This is a genomic window from Mycobacterium branderi, assembly GCF_010728725.1.
Lineage (GTDB): Bacteria > Actinomycetota > Actinomycetes > Mycobacteriales > Mycobacteriaceae > Mycobacterium > Mycobacterium branderi.
In genome coordinates this window covers 816886-841371 of sequence record NZ_AP022606.1, presented here as the reverse complement: position 1 = coordinate 841371, position 24486 = coordinate 816886, and the positions used below count along the sequence as shown (strand labels likewise).

The window sequence follows — 24486 nt, the reverse complement described above, 5'->3', positions numbered from 1 at the left end:
ACGACGGTCGAACACCTTCGCCGCAGGGTGTGACATGTCCGGTTTTGGCCTTGCGCTGCTGGGGTGAAGTTCATGTGGATTTGTAGGATTTTTATGTGACTGTGTTCTCGGCGCTGTCGCTGGCCGGGGTATCGATTCTCTTGGCGTTGGCCACGGGGATCGCCGTCGGCACCCGACTGGCGCCGCGGGTCGTCGAGCGACGGCAACGGGTGGCGGCCGAATGGGCCGGCATCACCGTCGCGCAAATGCTGCAGCGAATCGTCGCACTGACCCCGGTGGGCACCGCGGTGGTCGACAGCCACCGCGACGTGGTGTATCTGAACGACCGGGCCAGGGAACTGGGGCTGGTGCGCGACCGCCTGCTCGACGACGAGGCGTGGGATGCGGCGCGGCGCACGCTCGCCAGCGGACAGGACGTCGAGTTCGACCTGCTGCCGAGTAAGCGCACCGGGCCGGGCCGCTCCGACCTGTCCGTGCATGGGCAGGCGAGGCTGCTGAGCGAAGAGGACCGCCGCTTTGCAGTGGTGTTCGTCTACGACCAGTCCGAGTACGCCCGCATGGAAGCGGCAAGGCGCGACTTCGTCGCCAACGTCAGCCACGAACTCAAGACCCCCGTCGGCGCGATGGCCGTACTTGCCGAGGCGCTGCTGGCCTCCGCGGACGACCCGGAGACGGTGCGGCGGTTCGGTGAAAGGGTGCTCGTCGAGGCCAAGCGGCTGGGTGACATGGTCGGTGAGCTGATCGAGTTGTCCCGGCTGCAGGGCGCCGAGCGGCTGCCCGATCTCGGTGCCGTCGACGTGGACACCGTTGTCTCCGAGGCGATTTCACGTCACAAGGTGGCGGCCGAGAATGCCGATATCGACGTTCGCACGGACGCGCCGAGCGGCCTGCGGGTGTTGGGAGACCAGGCCCTGCTGATCACCGCGCTGGCCAACCTGGTGTCCAATGCCATCGCCTACTCGCCGCGCGGATCCCTGGTGTCGATCAGCCGTCGACGTCGAGGTGCCTTCGTCGAAATCGCCGTCACCGACCGGGGTATCGGTATTCCGCGCAAAGACCAGGAGCGGGTCTTCGAACGGTTCTACCGCGGCGACAAGGCGCGCTCGCGGGCCACCGGCGGCACCGGACTTGGACTGGCGATCGTCAAGCACGTCGTGGCAAACCACAACGGCAGCATCGGATTGTGGAGCCAGCCGGGTACCGGCTCGACGTTCACGCTGTCGATCCCGGCCTATCACGACAGCGGTCAGCAGCCTGACAAACCGCCGGTACTCCAAACTCGGACCAAAAGAGCCCAACGAGAGGAAGAACTACATCGATGACCAGTGTGCTGATCGTGGAAGACGAGGAGTCGCTGGCCGATCCGCTGGCGTTCCTGTTACGCAAGGAAGGCTTCGAGGCCACGGTGGTGACCGACGGGCCGTCGGCGCTGGCCGAATTCGACCGTGCCGGTGCGGATATCGTGCTGCTGGACCTGATGCTGCCGGGAATGTCCGGCACCGACGTGTGCAAGCAGTTGCGTGCGCGCTCGAGCGTGCCGGTGATCATGGTGACTGCCCGCGACAGCGAAATCGACAAGGTGGTCGGCCTGGAGTTGGGCGCCGATGACTATGTGACCAAGCCGTATTCCGCGCGGGAGCTGATCGCCCGGATCCGGGCGGTGCTGCGCCGTGGCGGCGACGACGATTCTGAGGCCGCCGACGGAGTGCTGGAGTCCGGGCCGGTGCGCATGGACGTCGAGCGCCACGTGGTGTCGGTCAACGGTGAGCAGATCACATTGCCGCTCAAGGAATTCGACCTGCTCGAGTACCTGATGCGCAACAGCGGCCGAGTGCTAACCCGCGGACAGCTCATCGATCGGGTGTGGGGCGCCGACTACGTCGGCGACACCAAGACCCTCGACGTGCACGTCAAGCGGCTCCGCTCCAAGATCGAAGCCGATCCGGCCAACCCGGTGCACCTGGTGACCGTGCGCGGCCTGGGCTACAAGCTGGAGGGCTAGTCGGCAGCGCCAACACTACGTCGGGGCTGGCAAAGTGCCGCCTTTGCCTTGCTGCAACCGCAAACCGGGATCGTGCGTGAACGGCACCCGTCCGGTGCCGGGTGTATGCCGAAAAGCGTTGTGCCGGTAGCCCCAGGCCTCGAATCCGCCGAGGGCGATAAGGCGGTCGATTATCGGTAGTTTGACTGCCTGCACCGCGATCCGCAGGGCGGCCTTGGCGAACGCTGTCCGGATCGGCATAGCAGGAATGCCGGTGACTTCGCGTGCGCCGGGACGCATTTGGGAGAGCGCTGCCCAGGTGACCACCCGCAGGAACGGGCTGGCGACCGCCATTGGCCATGCCGGGGTAAACGGTGGGTGCAAGAAAAAGTCGATCAACTCCTGCGCGGCCGGCGTTAGCGCCATCTTGTTGTTCTCGGCGTCGCGGACATAGGCTTCCACCTCTTCCGGCGTGCGCGGCAGCATCCCAGATGGGATGCCGAGTAACTCGCCGACGATGTTGTTCTCGGCGTAGAAGGCACGCTCGTCGTCCTCGGTCAACTTCTTTCCGCTGAACGCCTTGTAGATGTCCCACAGGCACGGCCAGCCGGTGACGTAGGTGTAGATCAGGTACTCGAGCTCATTGGCGCGGTAGGCCTTGCCCGTGGTGGGTTCGACGCCGTTGACGTGCGAGTGCCGACGGAACAGATCCCGCCCGACTTTGTCGGCGGTCGCGGAATCACCGAACACGGCGCCGACGAAGTAGGCGTTGCTTCGCTGTACCCGGCCCAGCGGATCGGAAGGGTAGCTGCTGTGCTGACTCACACCGGCGGCGCCGACAGGGTCGAGCACCGCCACGATCGACCCCAGAATGCCGGCCATGGCCAAGATCGCCGGATTGGCCCACACCTCCCAACTGATTGAGCCGGGTCCGAAGTAGCCATCATCGAGTCGCGGGGCTTCGGCTATCTCGACTGCGCGCCGCCCTCTCTTGCCGAAAAGACGGACGACGATTGCGTCTGTCACTGCTGGCGCCACTGCGACTCCACATACTCAGAGTAGGTAACGTACTCAGGGTACGGTACTGTTGGTTCCCATGGTTGTCCAGAGTCGGCGTGCCGCCTATACCGCCCAGACGCGCGACATGCTGCTCCGCGCCGCGGGTGAGCTGTTCGTCAGCCGCGGTTTCGACTGCGCCAGCGTCGACGACATCGCGGCCCAGGCATCAGTTACCAAAGGCGCCTTCTACCACCACTTTCCGGACAAGCGTTCGGTGTTCGAGCGGTTGTTTCGCGCGCGCATTGCGCGGCTGGCCGCGATCATCGAGGAGTCGACCGAGCAAATCACTGCCGGCGCCGCGCCCGGTTGGGCGGTCAGTCAACGGCTCATGGAGAACTATCTGACCACCATCGTCGACGACCGCGACTATCGAGAGCTGCTCAAACAAGCCCCTGCGGTGCTGACCAGCCGGCTCTATCGGCGCATCGACGAGGAACTGCTGATCCCGCCGCTACAGCGCCTGCTGTCGGCGTTGCGCGATCGCGGGGAGTTGCACGATGTGCCGCTTGCAATGACCGCCAGCATGCTGATCAGTTGCCTGTGCGAGGCCGCCTTGCTCATCGCCGATGCGCCCGACCGCGAATTGGCCAAACGTGACGCGCTGGTCGCCCTCACCCGATTGGCCTCCGGCCTCGTCAGCCTCACACCGCCGCAGCTCAACGGATAGCGTCGTTGACATCGTTCGTTGTCAACAGTAGCTTCGCCTGTAGGTGAATCATGGACGGCCAAGGGAATTCCCGGCTGAACGGCCAACGCTTGCGGCTCGGGCCCGACTCGCTGATCTGGCGGTGGGCCGGTGACATGCGGATCGCCTTCGAGGGCGGCACCGCGGGCCTGCTGCAGACCATGCACCCCGCAATCGGGTATGCGCTCATCGAACACTCCAACTTCTTCGACGACCCCGTCGATCGGGTATTCCGTTCTCTGCCAGGGATTCTCGGTACTGTCTACAACGGTCCGCAGGCCGAGACCACCGGCCGGCAAGTCCGCGACTACCACCGTGCCATCAAGGGTGTCCAGCCGGACGGCACGCGCTATCACGCGCTTAATCCCGAGACCTACTGGTGGGCGCATGCCACCTTTCAGCGGATGGTGGAGCGCGTCGCCGAGCATTGGGACACCCACCGCCTAACCGACACCGAGCGCGACCGGCTCTACCGGGAAGGTTGCGAGTGGTATCGCCAGTACGGGATGACCGAATCGGTGCTGCCGGCCGACCGCGCCGAGTTCGACGCGCAATGGGTGCACTACTGCGAACAAGTCCTGCAACCGAACCCCGCCTCTGACTACCTCATCGAGTTCATCAACCGCACAGCCATTCCGGACATGAGCTCGTCGCCGTTTTTCCCCGCCCCGCCCGCGCTCAAGCCCATCGCCAACAGATTGCTTCCGGCCTGGCCGGTGCGTGCCGCGCTGGCGCCGCCGATGCGGCTGGTGATCTTCGGCGGGCTGCCTGCCGGCGTGCGCGAGAGGTTCCGGATCCGCTGGACCCGTTACGACGAACGCGCCTATCACGCAGCGCGCAACACGATCCGCGCGGGTTGGCCGTTTGTGCCGGCGTCGCTGAAATGGCACTACACCGCGCGCAAGGGCTGGCTGCGCGAATCAGGAAAACTGCCGAAGCGCTTCTAGATCGCGTCAACGAATCGGGCATGCATCGCCTGATCGACGGCCGTCGGCCTCGGCCATAGAGGCGTCATCAACGCCATCTTCAACGACCCGCCGATGGGCATGGCATCGCTCGTGGTGGAGACTCTTGACATTCCTAGAACAGGCGGTACACGATACCGGTAGTAATGCGGACTGACGTGTCACGCAGGTATTTGTCGGCCCTGCCGGACGGAGCATCGGAATGGACTCAACATTGACGACGACCGGCCAGCCGGCTGCGGTGGCACCTGAAGCCCCGAGCTCTCGCATGGTCCGTAACGGCGCCGTTGAGATCGCCGTCTACGAGCAGGGCAACCCAACCGGTGAGACGGTGTTGCTGCTGCACGGCTGGCCGGATTCGCACCACATGTGGGACGGCGTGGTACCGCTGCTGAGCGACCGCTTCCGGGTAGTCACCGTCGACAATCGCGGACACGGCAACTCGACCAATCCGCGCAGCTACCGGGACTTCACGCTGGGTGCGCTGGCCAGTGACTACCTAGCGGTGATCGAGGCGGTCAGCCCGGACAAGCCGGTCCACGTGCTCGCCCACGACTGGGGCAGTGTCGCGATGTGGGAACTGGTGTGTGACAACTCCGCCCAGCACCGCATCGCGTCGTTCACGTCGGTGGCCGGTCCCAACGTGGCGCATCTGGTGATGTGGGCACGCAACCGGTTAAAGCGGCCGACGCCAAAGAATCTCGCTCTTGTCCTCGCTCAGGTCGGGTCGTTCACTTACATGCTTTTCCTGATGCTGCCCTGGCTTCCCAAGGCCACACTGCGACTGGTGGCAAAACGAGACCGCTGGCGCCGCTGGCTTTCTCGAGCCGAACGCACAAATCCCGAGCAGATTTTCCTCGGGCCTAGCTTCGACAAGGACATCGGCAACGGGCTGCGGATCTATCGAGCGAACCTGTTCTCCCACCTGAAGCCCGCCGAGCGCTTCACGCAGGTCCCGGTTCAAGTGATCGTCGGAACCCGCGATCCGGCGGTTCGCCGGGGAAGCTTTGCCGATGAACCGAATTGGGCGCCGACGGTATGGCAGCGCGTGGTCAAAGGTGGGCACTGGCTGGCCTTCTCCCATCCGGAGTTGCTCGCCACCGCGACGATCGAGTTGATCGATGCGACCTCGGGCCTGCCACCGGCACGCGGCTTGCGTCGCGCCGAGATGGGAAGGCGGCGGCTGCCATTCGAGGATCAGCTGGTGGTGATCACCGGCGCCGGCAGCGGAATCGGGCGAGCGACCGCGCTGGCGTTTGCGCGGGAAGGCGCCGAGATCGTGCTCTCCGACATCAATCTGTCGTCGGCGAAAGAGACCGCCGCACTGATCGCCGAGAAGGGCGGCACCGCGCACGCCTATCGTCTCGATGTCTCCGACGAGGACGCCGTCACGGCCCATGCCGGCGAAGTCCTTGCCGCGCACGGCGTGCCGGATGTACTCGTCAACAACGCCGGCGTCGGTCAGGCCGGCCGGTTCCTGGCCACGCCGTCTGCGGAGTTTCGCCGGGTGCTTGACGTCAATCTGTACGGAGTCGTCAACGGATGTCGCGCATTCGCGCCGAGCATGGCACGCCAGGGACTGGGCGGACACATCGTCAACGTGTCGAGCATGGCCGCGTACTCGCCGCAACAAGGACTCAGCGCCTACGCGACAAGCAAGTCGGGCGTGTTCATGTTTTCCGACTGCCTGCGTGCCGAGCTCGCCCCGTCGGGCGTCAACGTCAGCACCATCTGCCCAGGTGTGGTGCACACCAACATCATTCGCAACACAGTCGTGTCCGGACTGTCCGACGAGCAAGCCGCACGAAAAATCGCGATGGTCGACCGCGCCTACCGGTTGCGCCATTACAGCGCCGACAAAGTCGCCAAACGGATCGTCAAGGCCGTCAAGACGAACAAGCAGGTGGTCCCGGTGACATCGGAGGCGCGTATCTCCTACCACCTCAACAGGCTGGCCCCGACCCTCGGGCGGCTAAGCGCCAAATCGGTTGCGCTCACGCGATGACCGAAAAAGCCAGGGATAGGAGCGCCGTGGTCACAGTTCCGCGTCACATCCAGGACGAGTCGACCGGTGATCGTCTACGTCGCTGGGCCGACGAGTGGAGGCAGATGGCGGGCGTGGCGCTGTCGCGCTCGGAGGGTCCCAAGACCGGCCAGATCTACGACATCGTCGGCACCCAGAACCTGTTCGGCGAGGAATCACTGTTCATCAACTTCGGGTACTGGCGAAACAAACCCGCAACGCTGGACGAGGCAAGCCGAGACCTGGCGCGACTCGTCGCGCAGAGCGCCGAATTCAAGTCGTCGGATGTCGTTGTCGACTGCGGCCCGGGCTATGGTGACCAAGACATCTTGTGGGTCAACGAGTTTGGACCCAAGCACATCACCGGGATAAACCTGGCCACCGAGCAGATCAGCATCGCCACGCGCCGGGTGGCCGATGCCGGGTTGTCGCACAGGATCGACTACGTCAACGCGTCGGCCACCGATCTGCCGCTCGACGACAAATCGTGCACCAAGGTGGTGGCGCTCGAATCCGCCTTTCATTTCCCGTCGCGTGTCGATTTCTTCACCGAAGCCCTGCGGGTGCTCAAGCCCGGCGGTCGATTGGTCACGGCCGACATCGTTCCGAAACGTACCATTGTGAATGCGTGGGCCCGCCGCGAGGTCGCGCGGCGCGGCTGGCGAAAGGCGGCGCGACGCGCGGTGCGAGCCGCGGTAGACCTCGCCGGGTACCGGGACTTGCTGCTCGACGTCGGATTTGCCGAGGCGGTGACGCGGCCGATCACCGACGACGTCTACCCACCACTCGCGAGATACCTGCGCAAGCGGCTCAGCGATCCCGACATGCGGCATGTCAATCCGGCTATCCGGTATTCCTTTACCCCGCTGGGTTTTCGGCTGACGGCGTTGCAGTCGGATTACATCATCGCGGTCGCGCAGAAGGCTAAGAAGCGATGACGTTCACCGCACAACACGGGGCCACGGGCCGCGTGCTGGGGTTGTTGGAACCTGGGCAGTTAAAGCGGATCCGCTCCGCGCGCGACGGCTATTACGACCTCCTCGGCGATAGCGGTCCGCCGGTACGCAGCATCCCGCGGCGCCTCATGCGTACTCGGGTGTACTCCGCCGGGTACCAGGTCGGCCGACCGATCGGTCTCAAGTTGGCAGGCGGGCCGAAGGCGCCCGGCCGTGAGGAAGACCGGCGGCGGATGTCGAGCTGGCTGGGACTCAAGTCGGGCTCTGTCGTTCTCGACATCGGTTGCGGTCCGGGCAACTTCACCGGGTGGTTCGGCGAGCAGGTAGCCCCGCAGGGCCTTGCCGTCGGACTGGACGCATCGCATGCGATGCTGCGGCGTGCCGTCGTCGACAACTCCGGTTCGTGCGTCGCGTATGTGCGCGGTGATGCCGAGCACTTGCCGTTCGCTGACGGCGTGGCCGACGCGGCCAGCTGCCTTGCCGCGCTGTATCTGATCAACGAGCCGTTCCAGGCGATCCGCGAACTTGCCCGCGTGCTCAAACCCGGTGGGCGCGTGGTGCTCCTGACCAGCCTGGTGCCTGGCCGGCGCCACAACGCAGTTCGCGCAGCCGCGCTGAATGCCGTCAGCGGCGTTCGATGGTTCGGCCGCGAGGAAGTCACCGGATTTCTCGGTGACATCGGCTTCACCGGCATCGAACAGCACATCGCCGGTCTGTCGCAGACCATTGTCGCAACAAAGGAGAAGCGCTAAATCCGATGGCGTGGCAACCAAATCAGATCCCCGACCAAAGCGGGCGCACCTATGTGGTGACCGGCGCCAACGGCGGGCTAGGGGAGATTACCAGTCGCGTGCTCGCTGGCAACGGTGCCACGGTGGTGATGGCCTGCCGCAACACCGAGAAGGCAAAGGCTATCGCCGAGACGATCGACGGGAACGTGCACGTCGCCCGGTTGGACTTGGCCGACCTCGACTCGGTACGCGAATTCGCCTCCCGGCAAGCCGAATTCGACGTCCTGGTCAACAACGCAGGTCTGATGAACATCCCGTTCAGCCGGACGAAGGACGGCTTCGAGACACAGTTCGGCGTCAACCATCTCGGTCATTTCGCGCTGACCGGTTTGCTCCTCGACAAGATAGGCGACCGGGTGGTGACGCTGTCCAGCATCGCCCACCGGCAGACGCCGAAGCTGTGGATCGACGACCTCAACTACCAACATCGGCGCTATCAGCGCAATTTGGCGTACGCGCAGTCGAAGCTGGCGAATCTGATGTTCGCGCGCGAGCTGCAGCGCCGGCTGACCGAGGCCGGATCGCCCAAGAAGTCGTTCGCGGTGCATCCCGGCGTGTCGGGCACCGATTTGTTCACCAAGACCGAGACGGTGCTGGACCTGGTCGCCAAGCAGGGAGCGCGGCTGGTCGGTCATCCCCCCGCGCAGGCCGCGCATTCGACACTGTTCGCGGCGACGCTGCCGGACGCCGATCCGCAGATCTATTGGGGTCCAACATGGTTGATGCAGACCCGCGGCCCGGTGCGGCCGTCGCCGTCGAGCAGGCTGTCGCGGGATCGAACGCTGTGGCGCCGGCTGTGGGAAGAGTCTGAGAAAATGACCGGCGTCACCTTCGACCTGTAGCGGTTACTGCACACGGCCCGGGCTGCAAACGGGAGGGTTGCCGCCTTCGGGGGGTGAACAGATCGCGACGCGCTCGGCGTGGGGCCAGATCGCTTTCGCCGCCGGAGAATTGCAGAACGTGGCCTCGGCCTCGGGGACCGGCAGCTGACCGGAACCGGGGTAGTTGGGGCCGGCGAGCATGTCGACCATGCCCAGCCCCTGTTCCTTGTGCATTCTGCAGCTCGCTGTCAACACCCGGTTGGTGCCGGGCTCCAGTTGCTCGGCTTCGATCGTCACCACCGTCACCAGCGAGTACCCGGCGGGGGTTGGCAGATAGAACCAGAGGTCGCGGCTGATCAGTGCCCCGCCGTTCACCACGAGGTAGCCGTCGCCGCTGGGATATACCGCTTGTCCCTCCATTTGGGTGCGTTCGAAATGCAGGCGGTCGCCATCTGCTCGCCACACGGAGAATCGGGTGTTCGGGCTGCCGTTGTAGGGGTGTTGGGCCATCGGGATGATCAGTTCGTCCCGCCCGTCCCCGTCGAGGTCCTGCAAGCCGACGGGGCTCGGACTCGACGGTTCGATCAGCTCGTTGATCGTTTGGACGACCTCGCCCGACGGGGCGGTCGCGATGACCTTCACCGCCAGCGGCCCCGGCGCCTCCGGCAGGTTGAAGTAGCGGACGTCGAAGTCCAGGCCTTGGCGATCGCCCGAATGCAGACGGCAATCCTGGTGGATCAACGGGGTTTTGGGGTTGATCACGGTGGCGGTCTGCGGGCACGCGGGCAAGGCTTTGTCCGCGGCGGCGGACGGGCACAGCACCGTCGCGGTGGCGATCACGCTCAAGGCGGCCGTCGCGAAGCGCATCTCACCTCCCCGGCGGAGAGGGCTGGCCGGGCGCGGGCTGCGGAATTTGATCGGTGTTTGCCGGGTGGCTGCCGGTCTTGGGGCCGATGTCGGAGACCTGCCAGGTGTCGCCGACTTTGTTGACGGTGATCTGCAGTGCGATGAGCGACACCTTGGGCTCGGGGTGCTGCAGGTTGCGGGTGGTCTGCGCAGCCGTCACGACCACCTGGTAAATGCCGCCGGGCTGGGCGACGGATTCGGCCGCCAGCACTTCACCGCTCGACGTGACCTGCGCCTGCAGCATGACGCCCTTGAGCAGGTCTGCTGCGTTGGTGTACTTGTCCTTCAGCGGCTGCGATACGCCGCCCTGGACCGATCGGAAAAAGGCGTCGGGATCTTCGAAGGTGTAGGTCAGCGACTTCTTCGCATAGTCCTTCGCGACCTGTGCCGCGGCGTTTCGGTCCGCTTCGGCTCGGCGCATCGCCGCGAGATCGTCGGCGACTCCTTGGTATTTGAGGTACCCGAACACCCCGCCGGCGATCATCGCCGCCGCCAACACGGCCGACACCCAAAGCCACGGATTGCCTGGCCGCCGCCAGCGTATTTTTGGCAGCGCACGCCACCGTTTTTCGGGCCGCCCGGTGTCGTCGCCGTCGGCTGTAGCCGGGGCCTCGTCCGAAGCCTCGGCGTCCGTTTCGATGTCGGTCACCCTGTCGATCGTGTCTTCGGTCATGCTCATCCTCCATCATTGGGCTGCTGTTCGGGCACGTTTACTTGGACGCGCACGCTGCCGGTGTCGTTGAAGGTCGACTCCCAAAGGTCCACCCAGTAGCCGGCGTGGAATTTGTAGTCGTGCACCGGTTCGGAAACTCGTTGCAGCGACTCGAAGATCACGCTGAACGACGGCGCGAGCATGTCGAAGTACTGGGCGAGCTTGGCGACGAGCACGTTGGCGGTATCACCTGGGCCGAAAACGTTCTCTCCCACATGCGAGAAGTGGTCGAACGACTGGATCAGCCGGGTGAATGCCGGCACGGCGTCGGGCAGCACCTTGCCGGTTGCACTCAACGCCTCGCCGAGCCCTATTTCGGCCCACCCGGATGTCAGTCTCGAGACGTTGCCGACGAGCGCTGCCAGCAATTGCTTGTTTTCGCTGACATATTGGGCGATCGAACTGGCGGTGGCCCCGAGCACATCCAGGGCGGCGTCGTCACCGGTCAACGCCTGGGCGACGTTGGTGACGATGGTGTGCACGTCGGCCGGGTTGACGACCGAGAGCAGCGCGTTGAACCGGGCGAGCAACTCGCTGACCGTGACCGTCGGGGCGACCCGGTCGGCGGGGATCACCGATCCGTCGGTGAGGTATGGCGGCGCAATGACTTTCGGCTTGAAGTCGACGTACTGCTCGCCGGCGACCGAGAGGGGTTCCACGCTGATCGTGGCGTCGGCGGGGACCGGATAGGCGCCGTCGAGGTCTAGTGACGCCGCCAGCCCGGTGGGGGTGGCCTGAATTCCGGTCACCCGTCCTACCCTGATCCCGCGCATCGTCACCTGCGATGTCGGCAGCAGCCCGCCCGAGTCGTGCAGCATGAGCGTGACGTGGGTGAAGTGTTTGGTCGGCCCTGCATGCAGCACGCCGAACGACATGTAGCCGGCGCCGAGCACCGTCATGATCGCGAGGATGGCGATGGTGAGGGGCGCGTTGACCTTGATCATGGCAGTAGCCCCATCGACCGCAGCACGTCGATCGCTTGGAAGGCCCCGACTCCCGAACCGGTTTCGGGGACCGGCGTGCCCGTGTTGGCTGTGGGTGGATGCACCTCGGAGACAATGTATTTCGGCTCGTCGCCGGGTGCGTGCGGGGTCCATGGGTTGAACTTGTCGAAGTAGGGGTTGAGCTTGTCGCGGATCAGCCGGATCAGCTTGTCGCCCATCACCGGCCCGGTCATGTCCATGTTGAAGAACGACTCAGTCATCGGGGTGAGGTAGGAGAGCAGCTCGATGATGTCGGGCGTGTACGGGGTGACCAATCGATCGGCGGACCGGCCGAGGTCCTGGGCGTCGTCGATCAGCGCCAGGATGTTCAGGGTCACGCTTTCCAGGCCGGCGAGCTTGGGCGGTCCCTCGTTGACCAGCCGGTCGAAGGTGCCGGTGTTGGCCGCCAAGCTGTTGCTGACGTTCTCTGCGTCGGTGAGGAGTTGGTCGAGGATGGCCTGGTTGGCTGCCAGGTCGTTGAGCACGCCGCCCAGCTTGGTCTTGATCTTGTTCACCTCGGCGGGGTCTCTGGGGAACGCGTTGTTGAAGTGGATCACGGCCTGTTGCAGTGTGCTGATCGTGCCGCCGCCCAACAGGTTTGACACGGACCGCAAGACATCTTCGACATTGGAAACCGGGACGGTGTTGCGCAGCGGAATCGTGTCGCCGTCGTGCAGCGACGCCGGCGCTGGGCGCTCCGGCGGCAGCAGCGCGATGTAGATGTCGCCGAGCACAGTGGCTTGGCGCAGCTCGGCACGGGTGTTCTGCGGCAGCTGCACATCACCGGAGATGTCGACGTAGGCCACCGCCGTGTTGCCGGCGAGCTGCACCCGGTCCAGGACGCCGACCTGCACTCCGCCGGAATCGACTTTCGTTCTGGCGGGCACATTCAACACGCTCGAGAATTCGATCTTGATCGTGTACTTGTGGCCTGGCACATAGGATCCGGGCACCGGCAGCCGGGTGGGGTCGAGCGAACATGCCGCGGCCATGCAGATGGTGAGAGCGCCCAGCAGCGCGGCACCAGTGCGTAGCCATCGCCTGCTCATGGCAGCCCGGCCCCCAGGATGAGGTCGGCCAAACCGAGGCTGGCCGGATTGGACGCAGTCCCGGGCGCGCAGGCGGCCGCGCTACCCGGGGTGTTCCGTTGCCGCAGCACAGCACAGATGTCGTTGGCCTGCTGCGGTGAAATATCCACCTGCCCAGGGGCATACGTGACGTTTTGGTTGGCCCAGGCCGGATGGTAGACGCTTCCCAGCCAATCGGTATAGGGCTGCACGCCGTTGATGACGCCCGCGATGTTTTGCGAGTAGGCGCCCAAGTTCGCTCCCACCCAGGGGATGATCTTGTCGGTGAGGTTGAGATAGACGCGCGGCGCGAAGCGATTCAGCGCGTCCACCAAGATCGGGAGCAGGTGCACGACATGTTCCAGGGCCGAGGCGAAGTTGTCCGAGAGCCCCTCGATCAGCTTCGCGGTGTCGGGCAGTGTCTGGATCAGGGTGGCGAAGCTGTCCCAATTCTTCTGCTCCAAAAAGAGCGACGTGAGGGCCTCGCTGTTGGCGAACAGCTGGCGGAACGCGGCGTCGGACTTGGCGGGGTCGCCCACCATGGTGGCCAAATCCCGCAGCGTTTGGTTCAGTTCGGGACCGGTGCCGGCCAGCGAGCGGCTGGCTGCCTTGAGGCTGTCGTTGAGGGCTTGCACACCCGGCGCCGCAGACGGGTCCTGGCCTTGTTCGGGTCCCAGGATCGCGTCCGCGAGTTTGCCGAGCGCAGAGAAGGTTTCGCCGACACCTATCGGGGTTTTGGTGGATCGTAGGTTGATGCACTGGGGGCCGGTGAACTTCGGCCCGCCCGCATAGGGTTTGGTGAGTTCGATGTTGCGGTCGGTGACGATCGACTGCGAGTAGGTGACGGCCCCGACATCGGCCGGCAGGTCGAGATCGGTGGGCACGCTGAAGTCAACTTGGACGTGATCGGCCATGTTCGTCACCGCGGTCACCTTGCCGACCTCGATGCCCAGCAGTGCCACCTTGTTGCCCGGATAAAGCCCGACCGCATCGGTGAATTCGGCGCACATCGCCCGAGTCTTGGCAAGTTTGGGCAGTACGATTTCTGTGCCGACGATGCCGGCCGCTGCGATCGCGGCCACCACGGCCAGGGCCAAGACCATCGCTACCCCGGAGCTCAGCCGGCGGCGGATCGCGGAGATTCCGGTCATGTCAGCAGTGCCTCATAATGCTGGGCAGACACAGGTCCTGTCCGGGCATGAGCCGGTCGCGCTGGTCGATAGCGACGCCGTTGCCGCTCAGCATCGGCACCAGGACATGCATCAGCTGGTCGTAGCCCGCGGCCGCCTTGGCCAGCCGCTCGGGGGCGGGATCGGCGAACAAGGTATCCAAGATGTCGTCGATCGCGTTGACCCACGGCGCAATCTCGCGGCCGTAGAACGTGATCGCGCGATCAACGATGCGGGCCAGCTCGTCGAGCACGGTGAAGTACTCGACGATGTCGACGGCCTTCGAGGTATACAGCTGGCCGATATGCGCGAGCTGCTCGACCACCGAAAGGAACTGCGTGCGTCTGGTGATCAGCGCCCGCATCGAGTTGTTGGTGAAATCCAGGCCGCGATAGAAGTCGGCGGTGACCTGGCTCAACGATCGGGTCAGGGCATGCGCGGACTCGATGACGTCGCGCAGCGCGTCGGGATACTTGTTGGCCGCGTTGGCGACCTCGGTGAAGGTGTCGTGGATGACCTGGCCGTTGACCTGCTCGACGAGCGGGGTCGCCGCCTGCAGTATGTCATTGATCTCGTACGGCGTTGCGGTGCGCTCCGGCGGAATCACCTTGCGGCCCAACGGCAGCGCACCTTTGGGATCCAGCGCCATGTAGTGGCCGCCCAGCGGGGTCAGCAGCTTGACTTCCAGCGTGGATTCCGAGCCGACGGCCACCGACCGGTTGACCTCGAATTCCATGTCGACGACGGTCCCGTCCAGCCGGACACTGGTGACCTTCCCGACTTTGACGCCGGCGATCCGCACTTCGTCGCCGGCGCGGACCCCGGCCGCAGTGGCCAGATGGGCGCTGTAGCGGGTCTGCCCGGTCGGATTCAGGTAGGCGAAGGCGCTGGCCGCCAGTGCGCTGACGATGACAATGACGCCGATGATCCCGCGCCGGCGACTGCGGGCCGCCGCGGTGCGCTCGTCGAGCACACCGCGACGCCGCTTGCGCAACACCATTATTTGCACACCACCAGATCCTGGTTCGCGAACGACACCGCGCCGACGCCCGGCAGCTCGACTTGGCCGGCCGAACAGGTCAAATCCCTTGCCGGGTAGCGGTCTTGGATTGCGGCGTGATCGGGAGTGTGCGGCAAATATGGTTGGCCGGTCGCGGGATCCTCTTCGACGAGCGAGTCTCGCAGCCCTTGGAGCAGAGTCGGCACCACGGACAGGCCCGCGATGGCCCACGCGAGCTGCGGCGAGGTCCGCGTCGAAAAGTCGTAGAACGGGGTCGTCGTTCCGTCGAAGATGCGTTCGGCATATTGCAGGATGTGCACGAGGCTTCGAAAAGCGGGCAGTTCCACGTCGATCGAGGCCCGGAAGACTTCGGCGCGCGAGTTGAACTTGCCCAGCACGCCGTTGAGTGTGTCGATGAAGTGGAACAGCTGTGCCGACTTACCGCCGAGGTCGCGGGAGATCTCGGACAGATTGCGGATCAACAGGGTGACGGCCGCCTGGCGGTTCACGGCGACCCCGGAGATGGCGTCGAGATCATGCAGAACCGCCCCGATCCCGGTTTCGTCGCCCTGAATTACTCGCAGCAGGTTTTCCCCGAACTGGTTGAACTGGGCGGGATCCAGTGTCTGGAAAACCGGCCGAAACCCGTTGAATAGCTTGGCCACATCGAACGACGGGATGGTCTGCCCGAGCGGGATCGTCGCTCCCGCGGCCAGCCGCCCGCCGGGCCGGGCCGGTTGAACGAGTTCGACATAGCGCTGGCCGAGCAGGTTCTGATAACGCACCGCGGCGACGGTGTTCTGATACACAGGGTGGTCGTCGAGCGCGGTGAAGTCGACCTTGGCGATGCGACCGTCGAGCCGGACCGCCTCGACCTTGCCGACTTGCACACCGGAGATGCGAACGTCGTCGCCGGTGAACAACCCTGACACGTCGGAAAAGGCCGCGGTGTAGCGCGACGCCACCCCGCGCACGGGGCTACGCAACGCGGTCACCACGATCGTCGCGCACACCGCGGCGATCACCGTGAAGACGGTCAGCCACAGCACCGCTTTGGAGACCCCCCTCATTGCCCACCCCCCGGCGGCGGCGAGGCCGGCTCGGACGGCAACGCGGCGGCCAATCCCGGCATCGTGTTCATGATGACCTCGGTTCGCATCTGAACCTGACCGTCGATCACCGGAAACGCGGTGCTGATTCGGTCGAACAGACCCGGCAGCCGGTCATACGCCGGAAACCAGCTGCCGACGAAAAACGTGAGAGGGATAGCCAGATTGAGCGTCGCGGCCACCGCCGGGATGAGCCAGTAGTTGTTGTCCACGATCAATTGGCCGGCATCGATCAGCAGCCCACCGGTTTCGTTCAAGACCCGATTCGTCCGGTCGACTCCGGCGGGCTCGGCCAAAAACGCCAACCCGTCGAGCAGGTTGTTCATCAGCCCGAGCAGTGGGATGAAGTCGTTGGCGCCGTTGGCAACTGAAGCCACCATCGACAGCGACTGCGAGAACGGCACGCTCTGGGCGTCGGCCAGGATCTTCGCGAGGTCGAACGCGGATCTGACCACCGGCTCGACCAGGTCGGCGCGTTGGCCCAGGACTTTGACAATGTGACTGAACTGGGGCGCGTCCAGGATCTCGCTGAGCTTCTGGGACTGGCGCAGCATCCCGGTGATGGAGACAGCCTCCGTGCCGGCGGGCATCACCAGCGTCTGGTTCGCGCGCAGCGGGCCGCCTTTGCCGTCGCTGACGAGTTCGACCACGGCACTGCCGAACACGTTCGACGATGAGAATTTGGCTTTGGTATCGGCGGTCAGGGCTTTGGCTTGGCGCGGGTCGAGCAGCACCGTCATTTTCTGTTTGTTGTATCCGATGGACTGCAATGTCTTTACCGAGCCGATGGCCAGGCCGTGGAACTTCACCTCCGCGCCGGGCGCTAGGCCCTCGCCGATGGTGTCGGCCACCACCGTCAGCGCAAACGTGTTGTCGTAGCGGCCGGTGGCCAGTTGCTGCAGGACCAGAGTGAGGACGCCCAGCACCGCGGCGACGAGCACGCCGCGGATGCGCAACTTGAGGGAACTGGGGCCGCGCCCTGCTTGGTCTGAATACCTCGGCATGCGCTACCCCGATATCCGCACGCCAGAGTTGTTGCCCCAGAACAGCAATGTCAGCACCATGTCTGCGACGACCACGGTGATGATGCTGGCGCGGATCGCCCGTCCGGAGGCCCGTCCGACACCTTCGGGGCCGCCGCCGGCGTAGTAGCCCTGGTAGCCGTGGATGGCGATGATCGCGGTGACGAAGATGACCGCTTTGATCAGTGAGAACGCCACGTCGGACGGTTGAATGAACGAGTCGAAGTAGTGGTGGTAGGTGCCCGACGACTGGCCGTGGATCACGTTGACCACCACCGCGCAGGACACGTAGCTCAGCACCAGGGTCAGCACATACAGCGGAACGATCGTCATCATCCCGGCGATGACGCGGGTGGTCACCACGAACGGGATCGACTGGATGCCTTGAGCTTCCAGCGCGTCGATTTCCTCCGAAATCCGCATCGCGCCGATTTCGGCGGTCATCCGGGTGCCGGCCTGGGCGGCGAAGCCGATCGCGGCGATCATCGGCGCCATCTCGCGAGTGTTCGCATACGCCGAGACGAACCCGGTCAGCGGGCCCATCCCGACCATGTCCAGTGCCGCGTACCCTTCCACGCCCACCGAGCCGCCGACTGCGGCGCCGAGAAACACCAGAACCCCGATGGTGCCGCCACCGACGATCAGCGACCCGTTGCCCCACACCATGTCGACCAACAGCGCGCCGGTCTGCCGCCGGTACCGGCTAATCGTCCGGGGAATCGCTCCCAGCACCTGGAACAGGAAAGTGGCTTGGTGGCCAAGGGTTTCGGCCATTCCGGCGCCGGTGCCGACGACCCACCACGGGCCACGCGCTGCCCAACCCAGGCCGTGGGGCAGATGCCGTGACGGGGTCGCCATCAGCCGACCCTCGTCGGCATGAACATGGTGACCAACTGGGTGATGACCAAATTGAGCACGAACACCGCGACCACACCGATCACCACCGCCGCGTTGACGGCGTCGGCGACGCCGCGGGCGCCGCCCTTGGTCTCCAGGCCGCGCTGACACGCGATCAGGATCACCACCACGCCGAAAAGCCACGTCTTGACCAGTGCCACAACGACATCGGCGACGCTCGCGAACGAGGCGAACGATGCGATATAGCTGCCGGGAGTGCCCGACTGGAAGCCCACATTGATCAGATAACCCGCGCCCAACCCCATGAAGATGATGAAGACGCACAACAACGGCGCCACGAACACAATCGCCGCCAGCCGGGGTGTGACCAGCCGCTGCACCGGGTCAATGCCCATGACGCGCAACGCATCCACCTCTTCGCGGATGGTGCGCGCGCCCAGATCGGTGGTCACCGCCGAACCCGCCGCCCCACCCAGCAACAGCGCGGCAACAATCGGCGCCCCCTGACGGATCACGCCCAGGCCACCGGCCGCGCCCGAGATCGACGTGGCGCCGACCTGCTGGATCACGCTGCCCACCTGCACGGCCACGATGACCCCGAACGGGATGGACACCAGCAACGCCGGTATCGCGGTGACGCTGACGATGAACCACGCCTGGTTGACGGTGTCGCGCCACGGATGGCGCAACCGAATCAGATCCGCCGCCAGGTAGATCCCCGACTGGGCGGCCAACTCCAGAAAGCGGCCCAGGGTCTTCAACGACGAGTCGGCCTGGTTGAGGCCGTAGCGCAGCGGCCGGGCCAGCATCACCAGCACCTGGCCGCCGATCGACGAATCCGTCAGTGGCGCAGGCGTTTCCGGGACTGTTGCGTCGACGTCCGCCCGGTCGGTGGCCCCGCGCGCAGCCTCTGAGGCCTCTCGTCGGGCCTCGGCCGCTGCGCGCGTGGCTGGAATCAACGGCACACTCCCCGCGTCGCCTCGACACTGCGCAGGAACGCGCCGATTTCCGACACGGCCGCACGCGCGGGCGCCATCAGCAGTGCGGCGGCCTGGAATACGTGGAACTGCCCCTCCCAGACCTGCAGTCGGCATGGCACCCCGGCGGCCGCGATGCGGTCGGCCAATTCTTCGGCGCCGTCGTAGAGCACTTCGCGGGTGCCGACCTGAATCAATGTCGGCGGCAGTTGTCTCAGGTCCGTCGAGGCCAGCCGCACGGGCGGCAACTCGGCAGCAGGACCCCCCGGCACCGCGGCGAGCTTGCGGCTGATCGCCCGGATAGTCGACCCGGTCAGCAACGGATCGTCGGCGTCGTCGTCGACGGGAAAGTCAGGGTCGACCCACGTCATGGGAGACATCAGCGCCAAGGCGCGGGGTCGGCCCAATCCCGCCCGCGCAACGGCGAGCGCGGTGGCGACGGCAAGGTAACCGCCCGCCGAGTCACCGACCACGCTGATGTTCTCCGCTGGATAGCCCCGCGCGATCAGCGCGCGGAACCCGTCGACGGCGTCCTCGAGCGCTTCACCGAGACCGTGCCGCGGCAGCTGCCGGTAGCAGACGGCAAGCGCCGGGCACCCCGCGGCGTGGGCGACGTCGGCCGCCAGCCGCCGGTGAGTGTGCAGCCCGCAGGTGATGAAGCCACCGCCGTGCAGATAGAGGATCGCGGTGCCGGAGCCGGCAACCGACCGGGGCGTGATGAGCTCGGCACGGCAGCTGGGCAGCGCAACCCTGTGCCGCCGTGCCTTGCGCGGACGCGGCAAGACGACGGCCGCCCCGTCGACCAGCGCAAAGGGCCAACGAGCGTCGGGGAAGCGCGCGAAGAGCGAGATCACCGGCCTGACGAATGTCACCAGCAGCGCAGCCAGGATGCGCGAAACCAGGCCCGGTCCGGGGAAGCGGACCAACTCGGGCGGGTTGCGGCCGGTGTGGTCAACCGCGGTTCCGGCGACAAGCGACATTGGACCCCCAACCGAAGCTCTACCCGGCGGCTAATTACCAGACTGATGTGTCACTCGGGGTGAGTTAACCACACGGTGTGGCCTCTGTCACCCCTTAGCGTGGGAACCGCTCGTCACGGGCTCTCTGGTTGGCCGAGGCCGGCTCTCAGTAGTTCTCGCGCTTGGCCGATGACATGATCGAGGCCGCCCGGAAGGGGAGCCCCACCCTGCGCGGGCAGCAGCATGGCCAGGCTCATGCAGACCAGCATCTCGCCCAGCACTTCACTGTCCAGCCCGCGACGTAGATATCTCTTGGCAATGCCGTGGTCGATCTGCCGCTGCACCGAATGGGCGAACGACCGAAAGATTTCCACGACCCGTTGGGTGAGCTGCTCGTCGATGGCGCCGGCGTCGAAGACGATCAGCGAGACCACCTTGTTGTCGGCATCCGACAGCGAATGCAACGCCCGCCACGGTGCGGTCACCGCGTCGAGGAACTCGTCGATGTTTTCGGCGAGCTCCTCCGGAGGAGATAGTTCCGGCGCGCGCTCTTCTAGCCCCAGATCGATTACGGCATCGAGGATTTCACGTCGATTGGCGAAGTAGTTGTAGAACGAGCCGTGCCCCAGCCCGGCCGCGGCGACAATGTCGGCGACCGAGGTGTTGCGGTAGCCGCGGTCGGTGAAGACTTCGAATGCGGCGCGGGTCAACTGGACCCGACGGTCTGGCTGCGCGCTCGTCACCGATCGGTCTCCTCGGTGAACAGGGCATGGCGCGCGAAATCCGCCAACGCCGCGCGGTAGCGGTCGCGAGTGGTGGGGTCTCGCTCACCCATCACCTCGCGCAGGCCCGCGGGCAGCAGCAGTTTGGTGGCCAGCAGGCCCAGCACCTCGGGGTCCAGTCCAGGCCGGATGAACCCGGCATCCTGTGCCTCCTCGAACAGGCTGGCCGTCATCCGCACCACGGTGGCTTCCACCCCGAGCATGCGCAGCTTGAGCTCTTCGTCCATCGCTCCGACCTCGACGACCACCAGCGACAGCAACTCCGGCTGGCGGTCGAAGGTCTCGGTGATGGCCGACAGCGCGGCGTCGAGCCGGTCGAGCAAATCGGCTGGCCCGCTGAGCGGTTCGTCGATGAACAGCATGGGCCGGACCACCCGGATCACTTCCTCGACCGAGTAGTCGAACACCAGATCCAGCAGTTCCCGTTTGCTGGCGACGTAGCGGTAGATGGTGCCCTGCCCGACACCCGCATGGCGGGCGATGTCGGACATCGTCGTCGCCTCAAAGCCGCGCTCGGCGAACACCGCGACCGCCGAGGCAATGATCTGCGCGCGGCGTTGCTCCTCGAGATTCTCGATCGGCGGCCGGCCCCGCTTGCGGCGGGGCGGGTTTGCGGCCTCAGCGACCACAGCGCCGACCCGATGGCATTGCGCGCCTCCCGCTGATGCGTTTTGATTTCCCCGACTGCGGTGTCAGAACCAATTTAGCACCTGGTTAAGGTGATTCCATGTCGAACGGCCCGGCACCGTCGAAGGATGCCGACGCGCTGGCGACGTCGCGGTTGGGCCGGGGCGCGCGGCTGGGGGGACTCGTTGCCAAGCAGACGTTGCGGCGGGTGACGATCAAAGCCGGATCGATCGTTGTCACCGAAAGCCGGCGTGAGGCGATGCTGGATCGGGCCAACGAGCGCATCGCGCGCGACTTCGTCGCCGTGCTCGGCAATATGCGCGGCGCGGCAATGAAAATCGGGCAGTTGCTGTCGGTGATCGACCTCGGAATCGTCGACGCACGGTCGCGGGACTACTTCCGCCAACAGCTTTCCAAACTGCAGGGCTCGATCAACGCCATGCCGTTCGAGATCATGCGCCCGGTGATCCAAGCCGAGCTCGGCGCGCCGGTCGAGCGGTTGTTCTCGTCGTTCGACACCGACGCGTTCGCGGCCGCGTCCATCGGACAGGTCTACCGCGCGGTGACGCACGACGGCCGCGACGTGGCGGTGAAAGTGCAATACCCCGGTGTTCGCACCGCGGTGCGGGCCGACCTGAAAAACCTGGCTTTGTTCCTGCGCATGTGGAAGGCGGCCATACCTGCCGTGGCGGCCCGTGAGTTTCTCGACGAGATCACCCACGAGTTGTCGCGGGAAGTCGACTACCGCCAGGAGTTGGCCAACCAGGCTCGAGTCGCCGCCCGGTACGCCGACCATCCGTTCATCCATGTGCCTCGCCCGATCGAGGAGTTGAGTTCGGAGTCGGTGCTGACCACCGAGTACGTGGCGGGAATGCCGGCTGCCGACGTCGCGCAGCTGCCCGCGGCCGAGCGGGACCGCATCGGGGAGATCATCTACCGGTTCTACCTCGGGTCGTTGTTTCACGACTGCGAGTTCAACGGCGACGCGCACCCGGGCAATTTTCTGTATCTGCCCGACGGGCGGGTCGCCTTCCTCGACTTCGGTCTCTACAAGCACATGGATCCGACTGCCGTCGAGTTCGAACGGCGTGCGGCGCAGCTGTGCATTGCTGGCGACGGCGAGGGTCTGCGGGCGAGCATGGAGGAGTACGGCGTGCTGCGGCCGGGCTCGACGGTGTCGGCGCAGGATTGTCTGGAGTACACGCTGGATGCCGCGGGATGGAATTTCGTCGACGAGTACGTGGTGGTGCGGCCCATCGACGTCAGTGCGGCCCTGCTGGGCGTCGTCAATCCGGCCACCGAATCGTTCCAGACGATGCGCAACGAGCGGCTGCCGCCGGAGCATCTGTTTTCCCGGCGACTGGATTTCCTGCTGTTCGGGACACTGAGCCAAATCGGCGCCGGCGCAAACTGGTTCCGCATCGCAGCGGAGTGGATCTACGGCGCGGAGCCTGTCACCGAGCTCGGCCGGGCCGAAGCGCAGTGGCGGCAGCGAACGGCGGAAAATCGCATCGGTCAGGACTCGTAGACGTAGTCGTCGAGGTCGAATGTCTTTGACGCACGCGTCGACTGGTAGGCAGTGGTCGGCCGCAGGAACGAGAAGTCGCCGTTCTTGTCGATGTAGTAGCTGTTGGAATCGATGCAGGCGCGGCCGTGCATCAGGGTCGCCGAGCTGCGGCGGTCGACGAACCGGTGGAACCGATCGTTGGCTTCGGCAGAGATCTCGACCGCAGTCGCGCCACGCCGAAGAGCCTCGTCGATCACCCGCAGGGCGTGCCGTGCCGCGTTCTCGACCATGACGTGCCAAGAACTACCGGACCACGCGTACGGACCGAACACCATGAACGTGTTGGGCAAGCCGGGCATCGACACCCCTTCGTACGCGGCGGCACGCTGCGTGTCGTAGAACGACGCGAGGTCGAACCCGTTGCGGCCCTTGACCGGTCGCATCCGGTACACCAGCGGACTGTTCGACATTTCAAAGCCGGTTGCCAGCACCAGCACGTCGATGTCACGTTCGACCCCGTCGCGGGTGCGGATGCCGGTTGTGGTGATCCGTTCGATCGGCTCGGTGACCAGCGTGACATGGTCCTTGGTGAAGGTCTTGTAGTACACGTTCGACACGCTGGGCCGCTTGCACCCGAATCCGTAACGGGGAGTGAGCTTTTGCCGCAGCTCGCGGTCGCGGACCTGGGTGAACAGATATGCTCGGCATGCCAGCGCCGGGATTCGGGCCAATGGCGCGATCTGCTTGCCGTAGACGGTTATCGCGACCAGGCCGACCTCGACGAAAGCGGCGGCGATTCCGCGCACCAGCGTCTGCAGAAACGGCATGGCTTTGAATGCGGCCTGGACGATTGTCGGGATCGGGAAATCCGGCTTGGCGAACACCCAGATCGCTCTGCGCTGGTAGACGTCGAGCCTCGCAGCGGTTTTCGCTAGTTCTGGCACTACCTGAATGGCGGTGGCGCCCGTTCCGATGACCGCGACCCGTTTGCCGGCCGGATCGAAATCGTCGTCCCAGGCCTGGGTCTGGATTACTTTGCCAGTGAAATCTTCCAGCCCCGCGATATCGGGAACGCGTGGTTCGACGAAGGCTCCGGTGGCGGTGATCACGAAACGTGCTGTGACGTTGGATCCGTCGTTCAAACTCAGGGTCCAGAAGTGATTGTCCTCGTCCCAGTCGCGGCGCATCACCTCGGTTCGCAATCGCAGATGGCTCCGCAGCCCGTACTTGTCGGCGAGGTGGTTGACGTAGGCGCGGACCTCGGCTCCCTTGGGAAACGTGCGCGACCAGAACGGCGATTTCTCGAACGAGAACTGGTAGACGATGCCCGGGATGTCCACCGCGACATCGGGGTACCGGTTGGAATGCCACGTACCGCCGATGTCGTCGGCGCGCTCGAAGATGGTGAAATCGCTGTAGCCGGCCCGTTGCAGATGAATCGCTACGCCGAGGCCGCCGATGCCGGCCCCGATAATCGCCACCAGCATGTCCGGCCGGCGACGGCCCGGGGCCGAGTCTGTCTTGGCT

The 24486-nt window shown here is 65.3% G+C and carries 24 protein-coding genes; 9 read left to right on the top strand and 15 right to left on the bottom strand.

The genetic code is table 11. The features are described 5' to 3' along the window. Positions 1–95: 95 nt before the first annotated feature. Positions 96–1322 (top strand): sensor histidine kinase, encoded by a 1227-nt coding sequence (locus tag G6N47_RS04535; protein ID WP_083130374.1) that lies wholly within the window; start codon positions 96–98, stop codon positions 1320–1322. Then, positions 1319–2002: a two-component sensory transduction protein RegX gene (gene regX / locus G6N47_RS04530; protein WP_083130373.1), complete on the top strand. Its 684-nt coding sequence runs from the start codon at positions 1319–1321 to the stop codon at positions 2000–2002. The genes G6N47_RS04535 and regX overlap by 4 nt, the downstream gene beginning before the upstream one ends. A 15-nt stretch (positions 2003–2017) precedes the next feature. On the opposite strand, the gene G6N47_RS04525 is transcribed toward regX, so the two are convergent. Continuing rightward, complete coding sequence (locus G6N47_RS04525) at positions 2018–3007, bottom strand: oxygenase MpaB family protein (RefSeq protein WP_139799348.1); 990 nt, start codon at positions 3005–3007, stop codon at positions 2018–2020. Between the two features lie 70 nt (positions 3008–3077). Between G6N47_RS04525 and G6N47_RS04520 the strand changes: the two genes are divergently transcribed. The 6 genes from G6N47_RS04520 (at position 3078) to G6N47_RS04495 (ending at position 9302) form a co-directional block, all read left to right on the top strand. Continuing rightward, the gene (locus tag G6N47_RS04520) at positions 3078–3707 is read left to right on the top strand and encodes a TetR/AcrR family transcriptional regulator (RefSeq protein ID WP_083130371.1); all 630 of its coding nucleotides are present in this window, start codon (positions 3078–3080) and stop codon (positions 3705–3707) included. A 50-nt stretch (positions 3708–3757) separates the two neighbouring features. Next, positions 3758–4672, top strand: a complete 915-nt coding sequence (locus G6N47_RS04515) for an oxygenase MpaB family protein (protein ID WP_083130370.1) — start codon at positions 3758–3760, stop codon at positions 4670–4672. Between the two features lie 220 nt (positions 4673–4892). Next, on the top strand, positions 4893–6695 hold the full coding sequence (locus G6N47_RS04510; protein ID WP_083130369.1) for an SDR family oxidoreductase: 1803 nt from the start codon (positions 4893–4895) through the stop codon (positions 6693–6695). Further along, positions 6692–7651: an SAM-dependent methyltransferase gene (locus tag G6N47_RS04505; RefSeq protein ID WP_083130368.1), complete on the top strand. Its 960-nt coding sequence runs from the start codon at positions 6692–6694 to the stop codon at positions 7649–7651. The genes G6N47_RS04510 and G6N47_RS04505 overlap by 4 nt, the downstream gene beginning before the upstream one ends. After that, positions 7648–8421, top strand: a complete 774-nt coding sequence (locus tag G6N47_RS04500; protein WP_083130367.1) for a class I SAM-dependent methyltransferase — start codon at positions 7648–7650, stop codon at positions 8419–8421. The genes G6N47_RS04505 and G6N47_RS04500 overlap by 4 nt, the downstream gene beginning before the upstream one ends. Before the next feature lie 5 nt (positions 8422–8426). After that, positions 8427–9302: an oxidoreductase gene (locus tag G6N47_RS04495; protein ID WP_083130366.1), complete on the top strand. Its 876-nt coding sequence runs from the start codon at positions 8427–8429 to the stop codon at positions 9300–9302. A 3-nt stretch (positions 9303–9305) separates the two neighbouring features. Here the strand turns inward: G6N47_RS04495 and G6N47_RS04490 are convergent, their stop codons facing one another. The 13 genes from G6N47_RS04490 to G6N47_RS04430 all read right to left on the bottom strand — a co-directional run bounded on the left by G6N47_RS04490 (position 9306) and on the right by G6N47_RS04430 (position 21454). Beyond that, on the bottom strand, positions 9306–10148 hold the full coding sequence (locus G6N47_RS04490) for a hypothetical protein (RefSeq protein WP_083130365.1): 843 nt from the start codon (positions 10146–10148) through the stop codon (positions 9306–9308). Between the two features lies 1 nt (position 10149). Further along, on the bottom strand, positions 10150–10860 hold the full coding sequence (locus tag G6N47_RS04485) for a hypothetical protein (protein ID WP_083130364.1): 711 nt from the start codon (positions 10858–10860) through the stop codon (positions 10150–10152). Between the two features lie 2 nt (positions 10861–10862). Further along, positions 10863–11843 (bottom strand): MlaD family protein, encoded by a 981-nt coding sequence (locus tag G6N47_RS04480; protein ID WP_232080123.1) that lies wholly within the window; start codon positions 11841–11843, stop codon positions 10863–10865. Beyond that, positions 11840–12931: an MlaD family protein gene (locus G6N47_RS04475; protein WP_083130363.1), complete on the bottom strand. Its 1092-nt coding sequence runs from the start codon at positions 12929–12931 to the stop codon at positions 11840–11842. The genes G6N47_RS04480 and G6N47_RS04475 overlap by 4 nt, the downstream gene beginning before the upstream one ends. After that, a complete protein-coding gene (locus G6N47_RS04470; protein ID WP_083130362.1) occupies positions 12928–14100 on the bottom strand; it encodes an MlaD family protein in 1173 nt (390 codons plus the stop codon). The genes G6N47_RS04475 and G6N47_RS04470 overlap by 4 nt, the downstream gene beginning before the upstream one ends. A gap of 1 nt (position 14101) precedes the next feature. After that, positions 14102–15118 (bottom strand): MlaD family protein, encoded by a 1017-nt coding sequence (locus G6N47_RS04465; RefSeq protein WP_083130361.1) that lies wholly within the window; start codon positions 15116–15118, stop codon positions 14102–14104. After that, positions 15118–16188 (bottom strand): MlaD family protein, encoded by a 1071-nt coding sequence (locus G6N47_RS04460; protein WP_083130360.1) that lies wholly within the window; start codon positions 16186–16188, stop codon positions 15118–15120. The genes G6N47_RS04465 and G6N47_RS04460 overlap by 1 nt, the downstream gene beginning before the upstream one ends. Then, positions 16185–17231, bottom strand: coding sequence for an MlaD family protein (locus tag G6N47_RS04455; protein WP_083130359.1), 1047 nt, complete (start codon positions 17229–17231; stop codon positions 16185–16187). Before G6N47_RS04455 ends, G6N47_RS04460 begins: the two co-directional genes overlap by 4 nt. Positions 17232–17234: 3 nt before the next feature. Beyond that, entirely contained in the window at positions 17235–18107 is an 873-nt protein-coding gene (locus G6N47_RS04450) for an MlaE family ABC transporter permease (RefSeq protein ID WP_083130358.1), read from the bottom strand. Further along, a complete protein-coding gene (locus G6N47_RS04445) occupies positions 18107–18916 on the bottom strand; it encodes an ABC transporter permease (RefSeq protein ID WP_139799382.1) in 810 nt (269 codons plus the stop codon). Before G6N47_RS04445 ends, G6N47_RS04450 begins: the two co-directional genes overlap by 1 nt. A gap of 146 nt (positions 18917–19062) precedes the next feature. Then, a complete protein-coding gene (locus G6N47_RS29535) occupies positions 19063–20064 on the bottom strand; it encodes an alpha/beta hydrolase (protein WP_083130356.1) in 1002 nt (333 codons plus the stop codon). Between the two features lie 113 nt (positions 20065–20177). Next, complete coding sequence (locus G6N47_RS04435) at positions 20178–20786, bottom strand: TetR/AcrR family transcriptional regulator (protein ID WP_083130355.1); 609 nt, start codon at positions 20784–20786, stop codon at positions 20178–20180. Then, positions 20783–21454: a TetR/AcrR family transcriptional regulator gene (locus G6N47_RS04430; RefSeq protein ID WP_083130354.1), complete on the bottom strand. Its 672-nt coding sequence runs from the start codon at positions 21452–21454 to the stop codon at positions 20783–20785. The genes G6N47_RS04435 and G6N47_RS04430 overlap by 4 nt, the downstream gene beginning before the upstream one ends. Before the next feature lie 98 nt (positions 21455–21552). Between G6N47_RS04430 and G6N47_RS04425 the strand changes: the two genes are divergently transcribed. Next, on the top strand, positions 21553–22980 hold the full coding sequence (locus G6N47_RS04425) for an ABC1 kinase family protein (protein WP_083130353.1): 1428 nt from the start codon (positions 21553–21555) through the stop codon (positions 22978–22980). Here the strand turns inward: G6N47_RS04425 and G6N47_RS04420 are convergent. Further along, complete coding sequence (locus tag G6N47_RS04420; protein WP_083130352.1) at positions 22968–24446, bottom strand: flavin-containing monooxygenase; 1479 nt, start codon at positions 24444–24446, stop codon at positions 22968–22970. The genes G6N47_RS04425 and G6N47_RS04420 overlap by 13 nt on opposite strands. Positions 24447–24486: the final 40 nt, after the last annotated feature.

Excerpts from the sequence above, each read along its gene's own strand:
- G6N47_RS04455 (WP_083130359.1), bottom strand. The coding sequence starts at position 17,231 with ATGCCGAGGTATTCAGACCAAGCAGGGCGCGGCCCCAGTTCCCTCAAG.
- G6N47_RS04445 (WP_139799382.1), bottom strand. The coding sequence starts at position 18,916 with ATGCTGGCCCGGCCGCTGCGCTACGGCCTCAACCAGGCCGACTCGTCG.
- G6N47_RS04460 (WP_083130360.1), bottom strand. The coding sequence starts at position 16,188 with ATGAGGGGGGTCTCCAAAGCGGTGCTGTGGCTGACCGTCTTCACGGTG.
- G6N47_RS04425 (WP_083130353.1), top strand. The coding sequence starts at position 21,553 with ATGTCGAACGGCCCGGCACCGTCGAAGGATGCCGACGCGCTGGCGACG.
- G6N47_RS04485 (WP_083130364.1), bottom strand. The coding sequence starts at position 10,860 with ATGACCGAAGACACGATCGACAGGGTGACCGACATCGAAACGGACGCC.
- G6N47_RS04465 (WP_083130361.1), bottom strand. The coding sequence starts at position 15,118 with ATGGTGTTGCGCAAGCGGCGTCGCGGTGTGCTCGACGAGCGCACCGCG.
- G6N47_RS04490 (WP_083130365.1), bottom strand. The coding sequence starts at position 10,148 with ATGCGCTTCGCGACGGCCGCCTTGAGCGTGATCGCCACCGCGACGGTG.
- G6N47_RS04480 (WP_232080123.1), bottom strand. The coding sequence starts at position 11,843 with ATGATCAAGGTCAACGCGCCCCTCACCATCGCCATCCTCGCGATCATG.
- G6N47_RS04470 (WP_083130362.1), bottom strand. The coding sequence starts at position 14,100 with ATGACCGGAATCTCCGCGATCCGCCGCCGGCTGAGCTCCGGGGTAGCG.
- G6N47_RS04510 (WP_083130369.1), top strand. The coding sequence starts at position 4,893 with ATGGACTCAACATTGACGACGACCGGCCAGCCGGCTGCGGTGGCACCT.
- G6N47_RS04495 (WP_083130366.1), top strand. The coding sequence starts at position 8,427 with ATGGCGTGGCAACCAAATCAGATCCCCGACCAAAGCGGGCGCACCTAT.
- G6N47_RS04520 (WP_083130371.1), top strand. The coding sequence starts at position 3,078 with ATGGTTGTCCAGAGTCGGCGTGCCGCCTATACCGCCCAGACGCGCGAC.
- G6N47_RS04420 (WP_083130352.1), bottom strand. The coding sequence starts at position 24,446 with ATGCTGGTGGCGATTATCGGGGCCGGCATCGGCGGCCTCGGCGTAGCG.
- G6N47_RS04515 (WP_083130370.1), top strand. The coding sequence starts at position 3,758 with ATGGACGGCCAAGGGAATTCCCGGCTGAACGGCCAACGCTTGCGGCTC.
- G6N47_RS04450 (WP_083130358.1), bottom strand. The coding sequence starts at position 18,107 with ATGGCGACCCCGTCACGGCATCTGCCCCACGGCCTGGGTTGGGCAGCG.
- regX (WP_083130373.1), top strand. The coding sequence starts at position 1,319 with ATGACCAGTGTGCTGATCGTGGAAGACGAGGAGTCGCTGGCCGATCCG.
- G6N47_RS04500 (WP_083130367.1), top strand. The coding sequence starts at position 7,648 with ATGACGTTCACCGCACAACACGGGGCCACGGGCCGCGTGCTGGGGTTG.
- G6N47_RS04505 (WP_083130368.1), top strand. The coding sequence starts at position 6,692 with ATGACCGAAAAAGCCAGGGATAGGAGCGCCGTGGTCACAGTTCCGCGT.
- G6N47_RS04475 (WP_083130363.1), bottom strand. The coding sequence starts at position 12,931 with ATGAGCAGGCGATGGCTACGCACTGGTGCCGCGCTGCTGGGCGCTCTC.
- G6N47_RS29535 (WP_083130356.1), bottom strand. The coding sequence starts at position 20,064 with ATGTCGCTTGTCGCCGGAACCGCGGTTGACCACACCGGCCGCAACCCG.